The sequence below is a fragment of the Streptomyces sp. NBC_00104 genome (assembly GCF_045160825.1).
Classification (GTDB): domain Bacteria; phylum Actinomycetota; class Actinomycetes; order Streptomycetales; family Streptomycetaceae; genus Streptomyces.
Genome location: NZ_CP108215.1, coordinates 7261344 through 7281005, shown reverse-complemented (window position 1 = coordinate 7281005; position 19662 = coordinate 7261344). Strand labels below are relative to the sequence as shown.

The following is a 19662-nucleotide window of genomic DNA, read 5'->3' as shown; positions in this document are numbered from 1 at the left end:
CCGAACGAAGGAACACCCGGTGCCCTCCCAGGAAGCCCCGCCGACCGCCGACGCGACGGACCTGCCGGCCGCCGCGTCGCTGGATCACGACGCGCTGCTCAAGGACCTCCAGAAGCAGGTCGCGCTCCTGGAGACCGACCTGCGCGAGCGCGCCCACGGCGACAGCGAGCAGGCCGCGGCGCTCAGGGCCGAGTACGGGCGGGCGGTCCACGCCGGGCGCACCGAGGTCGGCGAGGAGACCTGGCTGGAGGAGCGGGTGACGCAGATCGCCGCCGCCTGGGTCCTCGCCTGCGTCTTCGTCCGCTTCTGTGAGGACAACGGCCTCGTTCCCGACGCCCGCCTCTCCGGTCCCGGCGAGCGTCTCGCCGAGGCGCAGGACCACCACGACGCGTTCTTCCGCGAGCACCCCGAGCTGAACGACCGTGACTGGCTCAAGGAGTCCTTCCGCGCCCTCGGCCGCGAGCACGAGGTCGCCGAGGGCCTCTTCGACCCCGCGCACAACCCGCTGTGGGAACTCGACCCGTCCTACGACATCGCGTCCCGCCTCCTGGCGTTCTGGCGCGAACGCGGCCCCGACGGCCTCATCCGCCACGACTTCACCGACCCGGACCTCAACACCCGTTTCCTCGGCGACCTCTACCAGCACCTCTCCGAGTACGCCCGCAAGACGTACGCGCTGCTCCAGACACCGGAGTTCGTCGAGGAGTTCATCCTCGACCTCACCCTGAACCCCGCTCTGGAGGAGTTCGGCCTGGACCCGGCGTGGAAGTACCGCCCCGAGGGCTGGCGGGGCGAGACGTACGAGGAGATCGACGAGGACGGTGAGGTCGCCTCCGTCGTCCGCGGCCTGCGCTGCATCGACCCGGCCTGCGGCTCCGGTCACTTCCTGCTCGGGCTGTTCCGGCGCGTTCTCGCCGCCTGGCGGGAGGCCGAGAAGGGCACCGAGAACTGGACGCTGGTCCGCCGCGCCCTGGAGTCCGTCCACGGCGCCGACAAGAACCCCTTCGCCGTCTCCATCGCCCGGTTCCGCCTGCTGGTCGCCACGCTCCAGGAGTGCAAGGTCGACCGCCTCTCCGCGGCCCCGTCCATGCCGATCCGCATCGCGGTCGCCGACTCACTGCTGCACGGTCGGGAGGCCGGCCGCGAGACCGACCCGACCCTCGATGACGCCGAGCGGGGCGAGACGTTCACGTACCGCACGGAGGACGTCGCGCGGTACGTGAAGGAGGTCGACCTGCTGGGCCGCGGCTCGTATCACGTGGTCGTGGCGAACCCGCCGTACATCACGGTCAAGGACAGGGCGGAGAACGAGAACTACCGCAAGATCTACTGGGCGTGCTCCGGGAAGTACGCGCTGTCGGTGCCGTTCGCGCAGCGAATCTTTGAGCTCGCGGTCCGGGCGGGCGGCGACCACCGCGACGGCGGATTCACCGGTCAGATCACGGCGAACTCGTTCATGAAGCGAGAGTTCGGGGCGACGCTGATCCAGTCGTTCTTCCACGGGGGGCCGTACAGGGATCCGCAGACGCGGCGCCTTGACGTCTACTCCGGGGTCGAGCTGACGCATGTGCTGGACACGTCCGGGGCGTACATTCCGGGGCACGGTACACCGACGGTGATCCTCGTGGGTCGCCATCAGATGGCGCGGCAGGCTCAGCCGATCCGGGCGGTTTTGGGGGTTCGGGGGGAGCCGAAGCAGCCGGCTGATCCGGCGCAGGGGGAAGTTTGGCGAGCGATCGTCTCGCAGTGGCGGAAGCCCGGGGTTGGGTCTGCGGAGTGGGTAACCGTGGAGGACGTGGAGCGGGGGAGACTTGCTCGGCATCCTTGGTCACTCAGTGGTGGAGGCGCCGGAGATCTATTGGAAAGGCTCGAGGCCGCGTCAACAACACGTCTGGGCGACGTTGCCGAGTCCGTGGGCATCACGTGTTTCACGCTTGAGGACGACCTGTATCTCATGCCCAAGCGTGCTGCGGAGACTGCCGGAATCCCCGGCCAGTGGACACGCTCCATGGTCACCGGCGACCTGCTGCGCGAATGGAGCGGCGGAGACTACGAGGTCGCGCTTTTCCCGTACACAACATCGTTCACGCCGATTGACGTGGAGCACATCGAGGCTCTCCACCGCTTGATGTGGCCCTGCCGAACGACCATCGCGAGCAACATCCTCTTTGGCGGGAAGACCAAAGTCGAAGGCGGAATGAAGTGGTCGGAGTACGGGCGACTGACGGTGAGCAAGCTACGGACGCCGCTGTCGATTGCCTACGGCGAGGTTGCCACGCACAACCACTTCGTGCTGGACCGGGGTGGGAAGGTGTTCAACCGCACCGCCCCCGTGATCAAGCTCCCCAAAACCGCTGGCGAGGAGCAGCACCTTAAGTTGCTCGGGGTGCTGAACTCGTCGACTGGGTGTTTTTGGATGAAGCAGGTCAGCCACATCAAGGGTGGCAGCGGTATTGGCCGTGGGGTTCAGGATGAAGCCTGGGAGAACCGCTATGCGTTCAACGGAACCCGGCTTCAGGAGTTCCCCATCCCCTCCACACTCCCCCTCTCCCTAGCACGCCAACTCGACGCCCTTGCCCAAGAGCTGGCCGCTCATCAGCCCACCGCCCTCACCGCTTCCGCAACTACGCCCCCCACCCGCGAAGCCCTAGACGCCGCCGAGGCCACGCAGAGGCGCATCCGCGCCCGCATGATCCTGCTCCAGGAAGAGCTGGACTGGACCGTGTACGGGCTGTACGGGCTACTCACACCTGCCGAAGTCGCCCGGACCACGCTGCCCGGTGATCCGGACGAGCTCACTGACGCCGACGTGCCCGAGGAGTTCGAGCTCGGGCAGCGCGCGTTCGAGATCGCGCTCGCCCGCAGCGGCGCCGACACCGCCTGGTTCGAGCGGCACGAATCCACCGAGAACCGCACCACCGAGATCCCCAGTCGCGGCTGGCCCGAGTCCTACCGCCGGATCGTTCAGGCGCGGCTCGATCTCATCCAAGACAACAAGGACATCCGCCTCCTCGAACGACCCGAGTACAAAAGGCGCTGGCTGACCGCCTCCTGGGAGAAGCGCGAGGACGCTGCCCTGCGGGCCTGGCTGCTCGACGCCACCGAACGCGAGGAGCTGTGGTTCGAGGAGCGGGACGGGATCGACTCCCCCCGCGCGCTCACCATCTACCAGCTCGCCGACGCCCTCCGTCACGATGACGGCGTCCGGGCCGTCGCCGAGCTCTACGCCGCCAAGTACCTCAAGAAGCGCGACGTCCCGCTGTCCACCGTGCTGGCCACCGTCATCGAACCCGAACACGTCCCCCACCTCGCCACCCTCCGCTACAAGGAGTCCGGCCTGCGCAAGCGCGCTCAGTGGGAGCGGGTCTGGGACGAGCAGCGCAAGGAGGACGAGACCAGCGAGCGGCAAGGCATCAAGCCCCCGCCCAAGTACACGTCCGCCGACTTCCTCAGGCTCAGCTACTGGTCGAACCGCGGCAAGCTCGACGTGCCCAAGGAGAGGTTCATCTCCTACCCCGACTCCGGCCCGGACAACGACCCGTCCCTCCTCATCGGCTGGGCAGGCTGGAACCACCGCCACCAGGCCGAGGCCCTGGTCAACCTCCTCAACGACCGTCTGAACGTCGACGGCTGGCCCAAGGAGGACCCGCGTTTCATTCCGCTCCTCGCCGGGCTCGCTGAGGTCATGCCGTGGGTGAAGCAGTGGCACGACGAGTACGACGACGAGTGGGAGGGCAACCCGGCCGAGGACTTCAACAGTGCCCTCGTCGCCGGCATGTACGGACGGAATCTCTCCCGGGACGATCTCGCTGCCTGGCGCCCCGAGAAGAAGCGGGGCAGGGCGAGCAAGTAGGCCGGTGCCCAACGCGTTTGAGGGGGCGGGGAGGTTGGTCCCCGCCCCTCCGCATGCGCACGGTTCCGGTCAGCCGCGCCTCGCCGCCAGCCGCAGGAACGCGATCCACTCCATGGGGCTGATCGCGAGGATCGGCCCCACGGCACGCTTGGAGTCCCGAACGTGTACCCACGTGTCCGTCCGAGCGATCTCCACGCACTGGCCGCCGTCCCCGGCGCTGTAGCTGCTTTTCACCCAGGCCAACTCCGTTGGCCTTTCGCTGTTCGCTGTCACAACTCTCCCAAGAGCCTCTCGATCCAGCCCAGCGACTCCCTCGGAGTCAGCGCCTGGGCGCGCAGGATGCCGTACGTGGCTTCGAGATTCTGGACCTTCACCGGGTCCGAGTGCACGACGCTCTGGCTCTGCGCTTCCACGTACGCCATCCTGCGTCGGGTCTTCGTCAGGAGCAATGTGAACGGCCCCGCAAGGCTTGCGTGTTCGTCTCTTTCGATCGGCATGACCTGGATCTCGACGTTTCGCTGATGGCCTACGAGCAGTAGTTGTTCCAGCTGGCCCCGCAACACCTGCCTCCCGCCCAGCGGTCGTCGGAGCGCTGCCTCCTCAATGACGAAGCTCATGAGCGGCGCAGGCCGTCGGGCGAAGATTTTCTGCCGGACCAGACGAGCGGCAAGGCGCTGCTCAAGCGTCGCCTCGTCGAGCAGCGGACGCCACATCTCGAACACGGCTCGCGCGTACTCCTCGCACTGGAGCAGTCCGTTGACCAGCAAGGCGTCGTAGGCGTGAAGTTCGACCGCCTCGGCCTCCAGTCGGACGAACTCCCGGAAGAACCCCGGATACCGAGCCCTCCCCACCTCCCCCTTCATGGCCGACAGCACCCCACCCCCGCCCACCGCCCGGTCCACCGCGTCCACCAGCTCCGGCTTGGGAATCCGTCGCCCCTGCTCGACCGAGGCGATCAGCGCCTCCCCGTACCCGACCAACGCGCCCAACTCCGCCTGGGTGAGGCCCGCCGTCTCCCGCAACAACTTCATCTGGCGCCCGAAGCAGCGCAGGAACCCGTTCCCCGCGTCCGTACCGTCGGCCCCGTCCACCACGCCCGCCCCGGAAACCCCGTCGTCCACCAGCTCCACGCTCACCCGTCCCCTCGACCGACCGTTCAGCCACCCTCACAGACAGTCAATTCCAGCACCGGCAACGCCCCTTCACCCGGCGTTCTCCCATACGAGTGACCGGCCACCATCCCTCCGCCCCGACACCCCCGACAACCACCCCACCCACCCCCACAGTCCCCCGCCGTACCGCCTCACCCCCTGGCCGCAGCCGCCCCACTCGCGCCACCGTCGACGTATGACCCCCCTCACGGACAGCGCCACCCCCACCTCCGCCTCCACGACCTTCGAGCTGCGGTTCACCTCCACCCCGCGCGGCGCCCGCCTGGCCCGCCGGCTCACCTCGTACTGCCTGGATTCCTGGGGGCACCCGTACGGCTCCGCGGTCAACGAGACGGCCGCCCTCGTCGTCGCCGAGCTCGCCGCCAACGCCGTCACCCACGGGCGCGTACCCGGCCGGGACGCCGAGCTTCAGCTGCTTCGTACCGACGGGCGGCTGCGGATCGAGGTCACCGACACCCGGGGCGAGCGCCGCCCCGCCATCGAGCCGGGCGCGGCGGACGCGGCCGACGCGGAGACGGGCCGTGGCCTGCTGATCGTCGAGGCGCTCGCCGAGACGTGGGGCGTGACGCCCCGCACAGGCGGTCCGGGCAAGACGGTGTGGGCGGTGCTGCTCGTCGCACGCCCCGGAGGCGTCGGAGGCACCGGCGGGCCGTCCTGACGGCGATACGTCGATCTTCCCTGCCGTCCCACCCGTGCCCTCGCCCCTGGCAGGATAGACAGGCATGTGTGTGCGGGACGCGGGCGAAGGCCGGTGCCCGCTGGAAGCCCGGCCGCGGCAGCCGGGCTCGACGAGGTTGTGGGGAGCGGAAGCGGCTGATGGGGCGAGCCAGCGGGACCGTACTGAGGGATGTCCTCGACATCAAGGAGGACGTGCTCTCCGGTGACTTCAAGGTCGCCCTGTCCGAGGGGTTCACCGGCAGGGACGCCGGATCGATCGACGAGTACGTGGTCACGGAACAGTTGCAGGGGGAGTTCCGCAAGGCCCTCAAGCTGGTCGGCAGTGCCCTGCGCAAGAACGCCTCGCACGCCGCGTACCTGCACGGTTCCTTCGGTTCCGGTAAGAGCCACTTCCTGACCGTGCTGCACGCCGTGCTCAACGGCGACGCGGCTGCCCGGGCCAAGCCCCGGCTGCGCGAGGTGGTCGCCGAGCACGACGACTGGCTGCCCGGCAAGAATTTCCTGATGGTGCCCTACCACCTGGTGGGCGCCGCCAGCCTGGAGTCCGCGCTGTTCGGCGGCTACGTGAAGACCGTACGCCGGGAGCGGCCCGAGGCCTCCACGCCGCTGGTGTTCCGGGCCGACTCGCTGCTCGCGGACGCGCGTGAGCTGCGCGCGAAGATCGGCGACGAGGCGTTCATCGGGCTGCTGCCGGAGCCCGCCACGGCCCCCGCCTCCGACAGCGCGGACGACGAGGACGACGACGGCGAGCTCCAGCCCATCGGTACCGTCCCCGCCCTCGGCTGGACCGGCCCGGGCCTCGACGAGGCCTTCGACGCACCGGCCGGCGACCCGCGGCGCGACCAGCTGCTGACCGCCCTGTTCAAGGGGCCCAACAAGCACTACGCGGACACGGTCAGCGGTGACGCGGCCGCGTACGTGTCGCTGGACGACGGGCTCAGCGAGATCAGCAAGCACGCCCGGCTGCTCAACTACGACGGCGTGGTGCTGTTCCTGGACGAGCTGGTGCTGTGGCTGCAGGCCAGGATGTCCAACCGGACGTTCATCAACGACGAGATCCAGAAGCTCGTCAAGCTGATCGAGTCCAGCAACCCCGACCGGCCGGTGCCGATCATCTCCTTCATCTCCCGCCAGCGGGACCTGTCCCAGCTCGTGGGATCCGACATCCTCGGCTCGGACGTGGAGAACCTCCAGCAGGCCCTGGAGTACCTGAAGGAGCGCGTCACCGTCATCGACCTGGAGGACCGCAACCTCCCCGAGATCATCAAGGAGCGCGTCCTCAAGCCGCTCCCCGGACAGGAGCAGGTACTCGACGCCGCGTTCGCCGGGGTCGACAAGGCGAGCCAGATCGTCAAGGACGTGCTGCTCGACGGGGAAGGAGCGACCGGCGCGAGCTGGGAGGACTTCCGGTCCGTCTATCCCCTTTCGCCCGCCCTGCTGAACGTGCTCGTCGCCCTGTCCGGGGCGCTCCAGCGCGAGCGCACCGGCCTCAAGCTCGTCCAGCAGCTCCTCGAGAGGAACGCCGACGCCGAGGTCGGCCGGCTGATACCGCTCGGCGACCTGTGGGACGTCCTCGTCGACAACACCAGCACCGCCTTCACCGCCAAACTGCAGCAGGAGTCGGACACCGCGCGCCGGTTCCACGCCAAGGCCCGCCGCTTCCTCCTGGACAAGTACCAGCGGGCGGACCACCCCGGCCTCATCGCCGACGAGCGCTTCGTCAAGACGCTGCTGCTGGCCGCTCTCGCCCCCGACGTGCCCGCGCTGCGCCGTCTGACCGCCTCCCGGCTCGCCGCCCTGAACCACGGCTCGGTGCGCTCCCGCGCCGTGCCCGTGAGGGACAAGGTCATCGAGCGGATGCGGGCGCTGCAGGGCGAGTTCCCCACCGAACTGCGCTCCGAGGGCGACGACGACCCCGTCTTCTCGCTGCACCTGTCCGAACTGGACGTCGACCCGATCCTCGACGCCGTCGTCGGCGAGGACAAGGCCGGTACGCGGCGCACCTGGCTGCGCGAACGACTGTGGGAGGAGCTGGGCCTCACCGACCGGCAGGGCCAGTTCATCGACGAGAAGAAGATCGTGTGGCGTGGCTCCGAGCGCACCGTGGAGTTCGTCTTCGACACGGTCCGCAACCCGCGCCGGGTCGCGGACGAGGCCTTCGAGCCGGCCACCGCGGGCAACCTGCGGATCATCCTCGACTGCCCCTTCGACGAGGAGCCCGGCCGTTCCCCCGACGACGCCTACCGTCGCGTCGTCGGCCTGCGCAAGCCTCCCCCCGGCGCTCCCGTGCTGGTGTGGCTGTGCGACCACTTCTCCGAGCAGCGCAAGGCCCAGCTGGGCCGGCTGATGCGGATCAACTTCCTGCTGGAGCGCGACCGGCTGTCCGACTACACCCGGAACTTCCCGCCGGACGACCGCCTCAAGGCCCGCCGCCAGCTGGAGCACGGGCGCGACAACCTCACCCGCACGCTGGTCGAGTCGCTGCGCGAGGTGTACGGGCTGGCCGAGCCCAAGGAGGACACGCGGGGCGCCGAGGTGCCCGACGGGCGGCACGTACTGTCCCTGCAGCCCCAGTTCCCGCGTCCGCAGCCCGAGGGCAGCAAGCCGTTCGACCAGGCCGTCGCCCAGCTCGCCGACGGGCTGCTCTCCGCCCTCTACGACAAGCACCCCGACTTCGGCCCGGGACAGGGCAGCACGCCCAGGGCCGTCACACAGGGCGAGCTGGCCACGGCACTGAAGTGGCTCACCCGGGCCATGGACGAAGGCGGCCGGGCCGAGGTAGACCCGAAGGACCTGCGTCCCGTGAAACGCGTCCTGGAGCCTCTAGAACTGGGCACGGTCCACGACGGTCCGCTCGTGGTGAAGGGCGACCAGTGGCGCACGCGGATCAACCAGGCCGCCGCCGCCCACGGGGAGCACGGCGAGCTGTCGGTGGAGGACATCCGCAACTGGATCAGGGACGATCTCGGCCTGCGTGGCCTGGACAAGCACGTCTCCAGCCTGCTCATCGCCGCCTACGCCCTCTTCGACGACCGCTCCTGGGCGCTGTACTCCGGCACCGAGACCTCGCCGCCGCCGCTCTCGGAGATCGGCCTCGGCTGGAAGCTGCGCGCCCAGCAGCTGCCCACCGCGGAGGAGTACTCCACCGCCCGGGACCGTGCCGGAACGCTGTTCGGAGTCGTCGGCAAGCCGGGCCTGTTCGCGCGCAACGTGGGCCGGCTCGCCGCCGACGTCCTGGCCAGGGCGACCGCGTACGAGAGGGACGTGGACGGGGTGCGCTCCGCGCTGCGGCGGCACGCCGCGCTCCTCGGGCTCGACGGGGAGACGACCGGGGAAGCCGCGGCGCCGCGCGTCGCCGTGCTGCGCGAGGCCGCCGCCCTCCTGGCCCGCCTCGTGCGTCACCCCGACGACGCCACAGGACTGGTGTCCGAGCTGGCCTCGGCCTCCTACGAGACGCCCGCGCGGGACCTGTCCCACGCCATGGACAGCGCCGCCGCCGTACTCGCCGCGCTGGACGGCACCGACTGGCGGCTGCTGTCCAGCGTGCGCGGTCTGACCGGCCGCGACGACAGCATCGGCGACCGCGCCCAGCGGCTCGTGGACCGCATCGGCGAGGCCGCTCGCGCCCCGGAACGGGAGCGGTCCCTGGCCCCCGTACTCGGAGAGGTACGGGAGGCCGGGCTCGCCCTGCTGGACGCAGCCCTGCGACTGGAACGGCCCGCCCCCACAGGCGAACCCGCCGAGCCGGACCCCGCCACGGCCGCCGGCCACATCCCACTGTCCCGGCACGGTGTCCCGCCGGTCTCCTCGAACCCGAGCTCCCCGGATCCGGCGGGCACGGCCGCGCCGGCACAGGAGCCGCTGTCCTGGGACCCCGAGCCCGCCCCCGGGGACTCCGGTCCGCGGCGGGCCGCCCGCCGGGTCATCGCCCCCGGCACGGCGGCGCTCCACGCCGACCTGACCGCCGTACGCGAGGAGATCGAGGCGTTCCGCGCCCTGCACCCGGACACCCCGGTCGAGATCTCCTGGCGGGCCGAACCGGGCGGTGAGGGGCGGTGACGGCCACCCGGCCCGTCGCCGGCCGGCGTGCCATCGAAGTCCTCCTGCGGACCGAGCTGGAGAACGCACCAGACCGTCGGCTCGTGCTGGTCGACGCGGTCTGGGACCCCGAGGAGAAGGACAGCGAGTTCACCGTCGCCGTCGGCAGCGGGCGCCGCCGCGTCGTCGTCAGCGACCAGCACTCCCCGCTCGGCGTCGCGGACGCCTGGCACCGCCACCTGGCGGGCGGCGCGGCCCCGGACGACAGCGTCCTCGTCGTCACCGGCACCGTGCCCCCCGACCAGCTCGGCCTGGACCTGCGCGCCCACGCCGTGCACCGGCACCCGCTGCCCGTCGACCGCGCCGAGATCGTCACGCAGCTCTTCGGCGCCACCGACCTCGACCCGCGGATGCTGGGCGAGCACTGGCTGCTCGACGCGCTGCTCCAGGCCGAGCCCCTCGACGGCTGGCCCCGGGTCGGTGCCGTCCTCACCCGCGACCGGGCGGTACGCGCCCTGATCGCAGCGCGCCTCGGGCTCGGCGACCCCGCGTCCGACACCCTGGACCTGGACGCCGACACCCTGTTCGCCTGGACCCGCACCCCGGCCGGACCGGCCCTCTACGCCACCCTGCCGAAGGACGAACAGCGCGGCCTGGAAACCTGGCTGTCCAGGGCCGTCGGGCCCGCCGCCCCCACCCTGCTGACGCTCGCGTCCGAGGGCCGGGGCAACGACGCCCTGCCGCTGGGGGTCCTCGCGTCGGCCGCCCTGCGCTCTCCGTCGGCGGAGGCGGCGGGGTTCGCGCTGGGCACCCTGTTCGGTCAGGCCCTGGCGTCCTTCGACACGCTGCGGCCCTTCGCCGACGCCGCCACGGGCGTGCTCACGCGCTGGATCGCGCAGGCCGAGGGCACCGGCTCGCCGTCCGCGCCGGCCCGCTCCCGGGTACTGGCCGTCCTCGAACGCGCCGACCGGCTCGCCGCCGACGCCCGCCTGACCGACCTGGTCCGGGACGACCGGCTGCTCCCGTCCGGCTACCTCGGGCGGCTGCGGACCCTGGCCGCCTGCCTCGGCAGCCACGGCGCGGGCGCGCCCGCGCTCGCCGAGTCCGCCCTGCACCGCCTGACCGCTCATCAGCTCGCCGCGCTGCACGGCGAGTCCACCGAGACCGCCCGCACCGCCGTGCGTCTGATGCGCTGGCTCGCCACCGAATCCGCCCCTCCCGCGACCGTCGGTAAGGCCGTCCAGGACCACCTGTCCTCATCGGGTCGGGCCGACCTGGCCATCGGCGTCCTCACGGAGGGAGACGCCTCCCGTGACGCGTCCGTCGGCGAGGCCTACCGGCGGCTGATAGGAGCGGCGCGGGAGCGCCGGGCCGCTCTCGACGCCCGCTTCGCGGAAGTCCTGGCCTCCTGGTCCGAGACCGCCTGCCAGCAGGCCAACGGCGGCGCCCTGCTCATCGAGGACGTCCTCGCCAAGGCGGCGGCTCCGCTCGCCCAGGGCGGCGGCCGTCCCCTGGTCCTCGTCCTCGACGGGATGAGCGCGGACATCGCCGTCCGGATCGCCGGGGAACTCGACCGGCGGGCGTGGACCGAGATCGTGCCCGGCGCAGCGAAGGGCGCTCTGCCACACCGGCAGGCGGCGGTGTCCATGCTGCCGTCCGTGACCCGTGTCAGCCGGGCGTCGCTGCTGTGCGGCCGTCCCTCCGAGGGGGGCCAGGCCGCCGAGCGCACCGGGTTCGCCACCTTCTGGCGCAAACGCCATCGCGGCGCGCACCTCTTCCACAAGGGCGGATACGAGGGCCCGCCCGGTCACCGGTTGGCCCCGGAAGTCGTCCAGGCCCTCGCCTCCGACGACGTCGTGGGCGTCGTCGTCAACACCATCGACGACGCCCTGGCCGACGGCCGGGAGGGAACCACCGGCAGCTGGGGCCTGGCCGACATCGGGAAACTGCCCGACCTGCTCAACGCCGCCCGCGACTACGGACGTCCCGTCGTGCTCGTCTCGGACCACGGGCACCTCATCGACCGCACCGAGCGCGGTCACCAGCCCGCCGATGTCCCGGGGGTGCGCGGAGCCCGCTGGCGCACGGGAGAGCCGGGCGACGGCGAAGTCCTCCTGGCAGGGCCGCGGGTGCTGACCGACGGCAGGCGCATCGTCGCCGCCTGGCGCGACGACCTGCGCTACACCTCCCGGCAGGCCGGCTATCACGGCGGAGCCTCCCTCGCCGAGGTCACCGTTCCCGTGATCACCCTGGTGCCGGCGGGGGGGAGCGTTCCGTCGGGCTGGACGCTGCTGCCGCCCGAGTCGACCGAGCCGCCCTGGTGGAACACGACGGAGTCCGACCGGGCCAAAGCCGAGGCGGTGCCGGGAACGGCGGCGGAGCCGGCCGAGCAGGCCCCCACCGCGCCGCCGCGGAAGCCGCCTGCCGTCAGCACCGCGGCGACGGGCGAGCTCACCCTTGGGGATCGCACCGTACGCAGCGCCCCGTACCGCACACAGCGCGAGTTCGTCCGCCTCGCACCCGCCGACAAGGCCGTCGCCGCGGCGATCGACGCCCTGGACGCGGCGGGCGGGAAGCTGTCGCCCGGGGCCGTCGCCACGGCCGCCCAGGCCGCCACCGGCAAGTCGCAGCGCAACCCCGCCCGCTTCGCGACGATGCTGGAGCGGCTGCTCAACATCGACGGCTACCCCGTGCTCCAGCTGATCGAGTCGGGCCGCACCGTGCAACTCGACGGCGCCCTCCTCACCCAGCAGTTCCCATCCCCGGAAGGCCCCGCATGACCCGCCCGGCCCTCGACATCAGCGGCGCGCGCCGCCGCGACGTCGTCGACGCGCTGCGGCGCGGCACCGTCCCGCAGACGGGGCTCGGCCTGTTCGCCGTCGGTCTGGAGCGCTTCGAGGGCGCCCTCGACGACGACCTGGCCACCGTCGCCCGCGGCGGCGCCGCCTTCCACGCCCTGCGCGGCGAGTACGGCTCCGGCAAGACGTTCTTCGCCCGCTGGCTCGCCGAACAGGCGAAACGTCGCGGACTCGCCGTCAGCGAGGTCCAGATCTCCGAGACCGAGACCCCGCTGCACCGTCTGGAGACCGTCTACCGCAGGCTCACCGAACGGCTCACCACCGCCACCCACCAGCCGTCCGCGCTGCGCGCCGTCGTCGACTCCTGGTTCTACGCCTTGGAGGAGGAGGCGCTGGCCGGAGGCGACCTGGCGGACGACGACGAGGCGGCGCTGGCGGACGCCGTCGACGTACTCCTCGAACAGCGGCTCACCGCCGTCGCCCGTACGACCCCCGCCTTCTCCGCAGCGCTGCGCGGCTACCGGCGGGCTGTGGCGGCAGGTGACGGCGCCCTCGCCGAGGCCCTGATCGCCTGGCTGGGCGGGCAGAAGTCGGTGGCCGCCGCCGCGAAGCGAGCCGCCGGAATCCGCGGCGACCTCGATCACTTCGCCGCCCTCGGCTTCCTCCAGGGGCTGCTCACGGTGCTGCGGGACTGCGGACACCCCGGGCTCCTGCTCGTCCTCGACGAAGTGGAGACCCTGCAGCGGGTGCGCGGCGACGTCCGCGAGAAGTCCCTGAACGCTCTCCGTCAGCTCCTCGACGAGATCGACACCGGACGCTTCCCAGGCCTGTTCCTCGTCATCACCGGCACCCCCGCCTTCTACGACGGCCAGCAGGGCGTACAGCGCCTCGCGCCCCTCGCCCAGCGCCTCGCCACCGACTTCACCACCGATGCGCGCTTCGACTCCCCACGGGCCGTCCAGCTGCGTCTGCCGGGCTTCGACCTTGCCTCGCTCGGTGAACTGGGGCGCAAGGCCCGCGACATCTACGCGGCCGACGCCCGCCACCCCGAGCGGCTTGCGACGCGCGCGGACGACGCCTACCTAGACGAGCTGGCCCGCGCGGTCACCGGCGCACTCGGCGGCAAGGTCGGCATCGCGCCCCGTCTGTACCTGCGCAAGCTGATCGCCGACGTCCTGGACCGCGTCGACGAGTTCGAGGACTTCGACCCGCGCAGGCACTACTCCCTCACCCTGCACGCGGCCGAGCTGAGCGACACCGAGCGCAATGCTGCGGTCGGCACGGCAACCAGCGCGGCCGACGTCCCGCTGGACCTGCCGTGACGCACGCGCCTCCCGACCCGGCGGGCGAGTGGTCCGCGCCCGACGCCTTCGACCTCCTCGACCCCGTGCTCGGACACCACGTCGTCAACACCCTCGGCTGGCACACCCTGCGACCACTGCAAGAGGAAGCGGTCGCCCCGCTCCTCGCCGGTGAGGACGCCGTGCTGCTGGCCCCCACCGCGGGCGGCAAGACCGAAGCAGCCGTCTTCCCCCTGCTGAGCCGGATGAACCAGCGGGGCTGGAAGGGCACCAGCGTGCTGTACGTGTGCCCGCTCAAGGCCCTCCTCAACAACCTGCACCCCCGCCTGGAGACCTACGCGGGCTGGCTGGGCCGCAGCACGGGGCTGTGGCACGGCGACATCACCACCGCGCGTCGCCGCCGTCTGCTCGTGCAACGCCCGGACATCCTGCTGACCACGCCGGAGTCCCTGGAGTCCATGCTGGTCAGCACCCATGTCGACCATCGCTCCTTCTTCAGCGGACTCCACTCGGTCGTCATCGACGAAGTGCACGCCTTCGCCGGGGACGACCGTGGCTGGCACCTGCTCGCCGTGCTCGAGCGTCTGGGACGCGTCGCGAACCGTCCGCTCCAGCGCGTCGGCCTCTCCGCGACGGTCGGCAACCCCGCCGAGCTGCTGGACTGGCTCCAGGGCTCAGGACACGGCAGGCGCCCCGGCCGCGTCATCGCCCCCGGCTCCGGGCAGCAGCAGTTGCCCACGGCAGAGACCAGACACCCGGCCGGGGACATCGAACTGGACTACGTCGGCTCCGTCGCCAACGCCGCAATCGTCATCGCCGCTCTCCACCGTGGTGAGAAACGCCTCGTCTTCTGCGAGAGCCGGCGCACCGTCGAAGAACTGGGCGAGCAGCTACGCCTGCGTGGCGTGACGACCTTCCTCTCCCACGCGTCGCTCTCCGTGGACGAACGCAGACGGGCCGAATCGGCTTTCGCCGAGGCCCGGGACTGCGTGATCGTCTCGACCAGCACGCTGGAACTCGGCATTGACGTGGGCGACCTTGACCGGGTCATCCAGCTCGACGCACCCCGTACCGTCGCCGCGTTCCTCCAGCGGCTCGGCAGGACCGGACGCCGCCCCGGCAGCAGCCGCAACTGCCTCTTCCTCGCACTGGACGACGACGGGCTCCTCGCCTCGGCGGCCCTTCTGCTGCAGTGGTCACGCAACTGGGTGGAGCCCGTCACCCCACCCCCGGAGCCCCGTCATCTCGTCGCCCAGCAACTGCTGGCGCTGTGCCTTCAGGAGCACCGGGTCGGCGAGAACTTGTGGCAGGAGTGGTGGGGCGGCATCGGCCCCTTCGGGCCCGGAGCGGCGCCTGTGGTCCGCCACCTGGTCGAACAGGGCTACCTCGACCAGGACTCGGGCCTTCTGTTCATCGGCCCGCAGGCCGAACACCGTTACGGCCACCGCCATTTCATGAACCTGACGGCCGTGTTCACCGCGCCACCCGAGTTCACCGTCCTCAACGGCCGCACCGAGGTCGGTCGGACCGACCCCGACCTGCTCACCGAGGAAGTCCAAGGTCCACGCAGGGTTCTGCTGGCCGGACGCAGTTGGCAGGTCACCCACATCGACTTCAGCCGGCGTCGCTGCTTCGTCATCCCGGTCGACGAAGGCGGGCGAGCCCGATGGAGTGGCTTCGGCGCCGAACGGATCCTCTCCTTCGAGCTCACCCGGGCCGCACGCGACGTCCTCCTCGGAGAAGACCCGCCGGTGCGCCTCACCGGGCGGGCCGCAGCACACCTCGCTCAGGCCCGTGAGGCGCACCTGGACACAGTGCATCCCGGAAGTACGGTCATCGCCCGCCGCCCTGGCGGGGACGTCCGCTGGTGGACCTGGGCCGGCCACCGCGCCAACGCCACACTCGCCGCCACTCTGGCGCCCGCCGTGTCACCCCAGCGACGCGCCCATGCCCACTGGATCCGGCTGCGGGACGACCTCACTCACCAGGACTGGGCGAACGCCATGGCCCAGGCGCGAGAGGGCATGACCCTGCCCGAGATCGACTGGCGAGCCGTACACGGCCTGAAGTTCGCCGAGGCACTTCCACCCAGGCTGGCCGAGGCAACACTGGCCGCACGCACCGTGGATGAGAAGGGCGCCTGCTTTGCCCTCGGAGAACCGGTCCGGTTTGCGATGCTTCAGCCCGACGGGTGAACTGGTTGATTCGATTTGCGACCACCCTGGCCCCACGTCGGCGCGACAAAGACGAAGGGCCCGACTCCGAAGAGTCGGCCCCCTTCTGATCTGTCTGTGTGTCAGCTCAGCAGCGTGGCAGTACCTCGCCAACCAGACGCCGAAGCGGAATGCCTATTACGGCGCAAAGGGGGCAGGCGGAACATCGCGGCGGTCGAGCCTTGTACGCGCATCACGCCCTGACCTGCTCATTCGAAGGCCCAGACCATTACCACCCGGTCAGTCGGGGCTAAACGACATGAACGAAGTCGCGGTACTCCCTGGCTACTATCTCCACTTCACGGGGACGCATGTTGAGATATTGCGCGACGGAGACAATTTCACCGTCAGCCGCAATGTCCGCATGCGCCTGTGCGTATGCGTAGGGGTGCGCGAGTGAGGAGTAGACGCGAACGCCCTGCTCGCGTCGCACCCAGATGCGGCGCTCGTCGATCGCGGATGCCTTGGCCCGGCTGGAGCCGACCTTCTCCAAGAGCACGTACTGAAGCCCGAGGAGGTCCAGCAGCTCTTGGTCACGCTCCCACACGGTTCCGCCGTACATGTTGCTCATCAGGAACAGAGGATCTCGATAGACGAGCCGTACTGCCTCGGGAAGTGACATACCTCGCCCGTTCCAGCACAGGGCGCCACGCACTGAGCTCGGCCGCCCCTGGTCGGGTACGGCTTCGCCCATGACCATGGGCAAGAACTCCTCCACCCGATCCGGCCACCCGTGGATGATTGCCTGCAGAAGGTTGCAGGGGTTGTAGATGTGCAGCCCGACATCTCCGTCCCCGACCTTCTGACTCGCCTCATCGAGCCAACCATCAACCAGCGACTCCCACTCCTGGTTGCCGGCCAAACTCTGTCGGATTTCTCTCCGGAACCCTTCCCAGCGGCTCGCTACCTGCGGGCTTGCGGACCCCGTGTAGAGAACCTGACTGTCACCTCGATCGTCCCCGGTGAGGAATCGGAACAGGTCCCGCTCTTCAAAGGCCGCCGTGTCACCGAACGCTCCGGTGCCCCGAAAGCCTCGGACGGCCCAGTTGGGATCGTCGGCGAGATTACTGAGCAGACCCGGTTGCGCACCTTCCATGTCCATACCGCGTATCTCACTGCGGGCAAGACGGTTGCAGATCGCGCAGAGGGCCAGGTACTCGGCAGGGTGCTCTGCGGCGAACGGTTCCGGACCGTCATAACCACTCAGGAGGTCCGCCGATGCGCGTCCCTCGTTGACCCGGCCTACCGCCAGGTAAAGGCCGAAGGGTGCAGGGGTGCGTTGCTTCTCCGCTACTCGATCGAAGTCCGCCGCCAACAGGTCCAGCGCCCCAAGATCGGCGGCCACCTTGCTGACGATGCTCCAGCCGTGCCGGCGTTGTTCCTCCGTGGTGAAGAAGAACAGGTTGTGAATGGGAGTGATGCGAGGCTCGAAGGCCTGCGGCAGAAGCTGTACCCGCTCGGCCCCGACGGGATGACCGCCCCTGTCCAGGAGAAGCCGGTAACCGCGAAGGTCATGGCTCCAGTCGCGCGCCGCGTTGCTGACGGCGGTCAGCAGTTCCTCCCAGTCATCCGGCATTGCCACGATCACAGCTCGGATACGGTCAGGCGCGAGGTTCTTCTCCCGGCAGAGAAGCTCGGTGTACTTGTTCACCTCGTGCAGGGCTTGCCGTGCGCTCGACCGCGACCGCTTCAGCTCGACGACCACCCACATCCGATGGCGGTCACGAGCCAAGATGTCGATGCTGCCCTTGGTGCCGTGGGCATTGGGCAGGGGGTACTCCTTGAATTGAACCGGCCGGAGGCCCGGCTCGATCAACTCCAAGTTGTGTACGAGCGCATCACGCAGCTCGTGTTCAAGAGGTGGCCGCATGGCCGAAGGCTAAACCGTAGGACTGACACCGACCCTACGGCTGTTGCTGATTGGTGAGGCTCCTGCGCACAGCTTCGGTATCCCGGTGAAGGGGCCTCACGTGCCAGCGCGTCGGCAATCGCGGCGAACTCCGAGAGCAAGCCGCACAGGAGGTTCTGGGCCCGCAAGTGGGCTGGTGTGCATCGCATCTTCCAGGAGTGCGGCGATCCACCGCCAGTCTGGCGCAGCCACTGTGCAGGCATAGCGCGCCGCACAGACGCCGCCCACGAGGCGCAGCCAGGGGCAGCACGGGAACGACGAAGGGGCCGAGCTCACGAGAGGGCTCGACCCCACGTCCGCACACTAAATGAACTGCATTAGCGTACGGCAATTCATCGATCACACATTGAAGCGGAACTCGACGACGTCCCCGTCCTGCATCACGTAGTCCTTGCCCTCCATGCGGGCCTTGCCCTTGGCGCGGGCCTCGGCGACGGAGCCGGTTTCGACGAGGTCGGCGAAGGAGATGACCTCGGCCTTGATGAAGCCCTTCTGGAAGTCGGTGTGGATGACACCGGCGGCCTCGGGGGCGGTGGCGCCCTTCTTGATGGTCCAGGCGCGGGTCTCCTTGGGGCCGGCCGTGAGGTAGGTCTGCAGGCCGAGGGTGTCGAAGCCGACGCGGGCCAGGGTCGCCATGCCGGGCTCCTCGACGCCGACGGACTCCAGGAGCTCCATCGCCTCCTCCTCGTCGAGCTCGGCGAGGTCCGCCTCCAGCTTCGCGTTGAGGAAGATCGCCTCGGCGGGGGCGACCAGGGCGCGCTGCTCGTTCTTGAAGTCCTCGTCGGTCAGCTCGTCCTCGTCGACGTTGAAGACGTACAGGAACGGCTTGGTGGTGAGCAGGTGCAGGTCGTGGAGGAGCTCCTCGTTTCCGGAGCCCTGCACGATGCCCGCGGAGAACAGGGTGTCGCCCTTCTCCAGGATCTCCTGCGCCGCCTCGACCGCAGCGACCTTCGGCCCGATGTCCTTCTTGATGCGCGACTCCCGCTGGAGGCGCGGCAGGACCTTCTCGATGGTCTGGAGGTCGGCGAGGATCAGCTCGGTGTTGATCGTCTCGATGTCGTCCTTGGGCGAGACCTTGCCGTCGACGTGCACGACGTTCTCGTCCTGGAAGGCACGGATGACCTGGCAGATCGCGTCCGACTCGCGGATGTTCGCGAGGAACTTGTTGCCGAGGCCCTCGCCCTCGCTGGCGCCGCGGACGATGCCCGCGATGTCGACGAAGTCGACGGTCGCCGGGAGGATCTTCTGCGAGCCGAAGATCTCGGCCAGCTTGGCCAGGCGCTCGTCCGGGACGCCTACGACGCCGACGTTCGGCTCGATCGTGGCGAACGGGTAGTTGGCCGCCAGCACGTCGTTCTTGGTCAGGGCGTTGAACAGGGTCGACTTGCCGACGTTGGGCAGACCGACGATTCCGATCGTGAGCGACACGTTTGCGACTTCCCGTACGTAGGAGGGCCAGGCGGCCGGGGTGCTGGAGCGGCAGGGCCTGGGACCTGAGGCCTGTCCGGCGGATCTGCCCCAGCGGCCGGAGGGTCGGCCGATCCCCCAGTTTACGGCGTGCGGACACCCGGTCCGGCGAGGTATCGAACGCTTGGCCAAGGTCCGCTCAACGGCGTGTCTGTGAACCCATTCGGCACATTAACCGACCTAAGTTGGTCGAGTGGAGCAGCAGCAAAGGACGTATCCCCCTCGGACCGGGC

The 19662-nt window shown here is 70.1% G+C and carries 10 protein-coding genes; 6 read left to right on the top strand and 4 right to left on the bottom strand.

Features of this window, described 5'->3' with window-relative positions; translation table 11 throughout:
• Positions 1-19 precede the first annotated feature (19 nt).
• Positions 20-3853 carry a BREX-2 system adenine-specific DNA-methyltransferase PglX gene (pglX, locus tag OG272_RS32050; RefSeq protein WP_405895352.1) on the top strand — a complete coding sequence of 1278 codons (3834 nt, stop codon included), beginning with the start codon at positions 20-22 and terminating at the stop codon, positions 3851-3853.
• A gap of 69 nt (positions 3854-3922) precedes the next feature.
• On the opposite strand, the gene OG272_RS32045 is transcribed toward pglX, so the two are convergent.
• Together OG272_RS32045 and OG272_RS32040 are read right to left on the bottom strand one after the other, a co-directional pair.
• On the bottom strand, positions 3923-4087 hold the full coding sequence (locus tag OG272_RS32045; protein WP_405895351.1) for a DUF397 domain-containing protein: 165 nt from the start codon (positions 4085-4087) through the stop codon (positions 3923-3925).
• Between the two features lie 35 nt (positions 4088-4122).
• The gene (locus tag OG272_RS32040) at positions 4123-4974 is read right to left on the bottom strand and encodes a Scr1 family TA system antitoxin-like transcriptional regulator (protein ID WP_405896102.1); all 852 of its coding nucleotides are present in this window, start codon (positions 4972-4974) and stop codon (positions 4123-4125) included.
• Positions 4975-5200: 226 nt separating this feature from the next.
• Between OG272_RS32040 and OG272_RS32035 the strand changes: the two genes are divergently transcribed.
• The 5 genes from OG272_RS32035 (at position 5201) to OG272_RS32015 (ending at position 16035) form a co-directional block, all read left to right on the top strand.
• Positions 5201-5683, top strand: coding sequence for an ATP-binding protein (locus OG272_RS32035; RefSeq protein ID WP_405895350.1), 483 nt, complete (start codon positions 5201-5203; stop codon positions 5681-5683).
• Positions 5684-5841: 158 nt separating this feature from the next.
• Positions 5842-9762, top strand: coding sequence for a hypothetical protein (locus OG272_RS32030; protein WP_405895349.1), 3921 nt, complete (start codon positions 5842-5844; stop codon positions 9760-9762).
• Positions 9759-12521 (top strand): BREX-2 system phosphatase PglZ, encoded by a 2763-nt coding sequence (gene pglZ / locus OG272_RS32025; RefSeq protein ID WP_328223967.1) that lies wholly within the window; start codon positions 9759-9761, stop codon positions 12519-12521. Before OG272_RS32030 ends, pglZ begins: the two co-directional genes overlap by 4 nt.
• Entirely contained in the window at positions 12518-13861 is a 1344-nt protein-coding gene (gene brxD / locus OG272_RS32020; RefSeq protein WP_328223966.1) for a BREX system ATP-binding protein BrxD, read from the top strand. The genes pglZ and brxD overlap by 4 nt, the downstream gene beginning before the upstream one ends.
• On the top strand, positions 13858-16035 hold the full coding sequence (locus OG272_RS32015) for a DEAD/DEAH box helicase (protein WP_405895348.1): 2178 nt from the start codon (positions 13858-13860) through the stop codon (positions 16033-16035). The genes brxD and OG272_RS32015 overlap by 4 nt, the downstream gene beginning before the upstream one ends.
• Positions 16036-16303: 268 nt before the next feature.
• Here the strand turns inward: OG272_RS32015 and OG272_RS32010 are convergent, their stop codons facing one another.
• Together OG272_RS32010 and ychF are read right to left on the bottom strand one after the other, a co-directional pair.
• The gene (locus OG272_RS32010) at positions 16304-17923 is read right to left on the bottom strand and encodes an endonuclease NucS domain-containing protein (protein ID WP_328223964.1); all 1620 of its coding nucleotides are present in this window, start codon (positions 17921-17923) and stop codon (positions 16304-16306) included.
• A gap of 378 nt (positions 17924-18301) precedes the next feature.
• The gene (ychF, locus tag OG272_RS32005) at positions 18302-19390 is read right to left on the bottom strand and encodes a redox-regulated ATPase YchF (protein ID WP_405895347.1); all 1089 of its coding nucleotides are present in this window, start codon (positions 19388-19390) and stop codon (positions 18302-18304) included.
• Between the last annotated feature and the right edge of the window lie 272 nt (positions 19391-19662).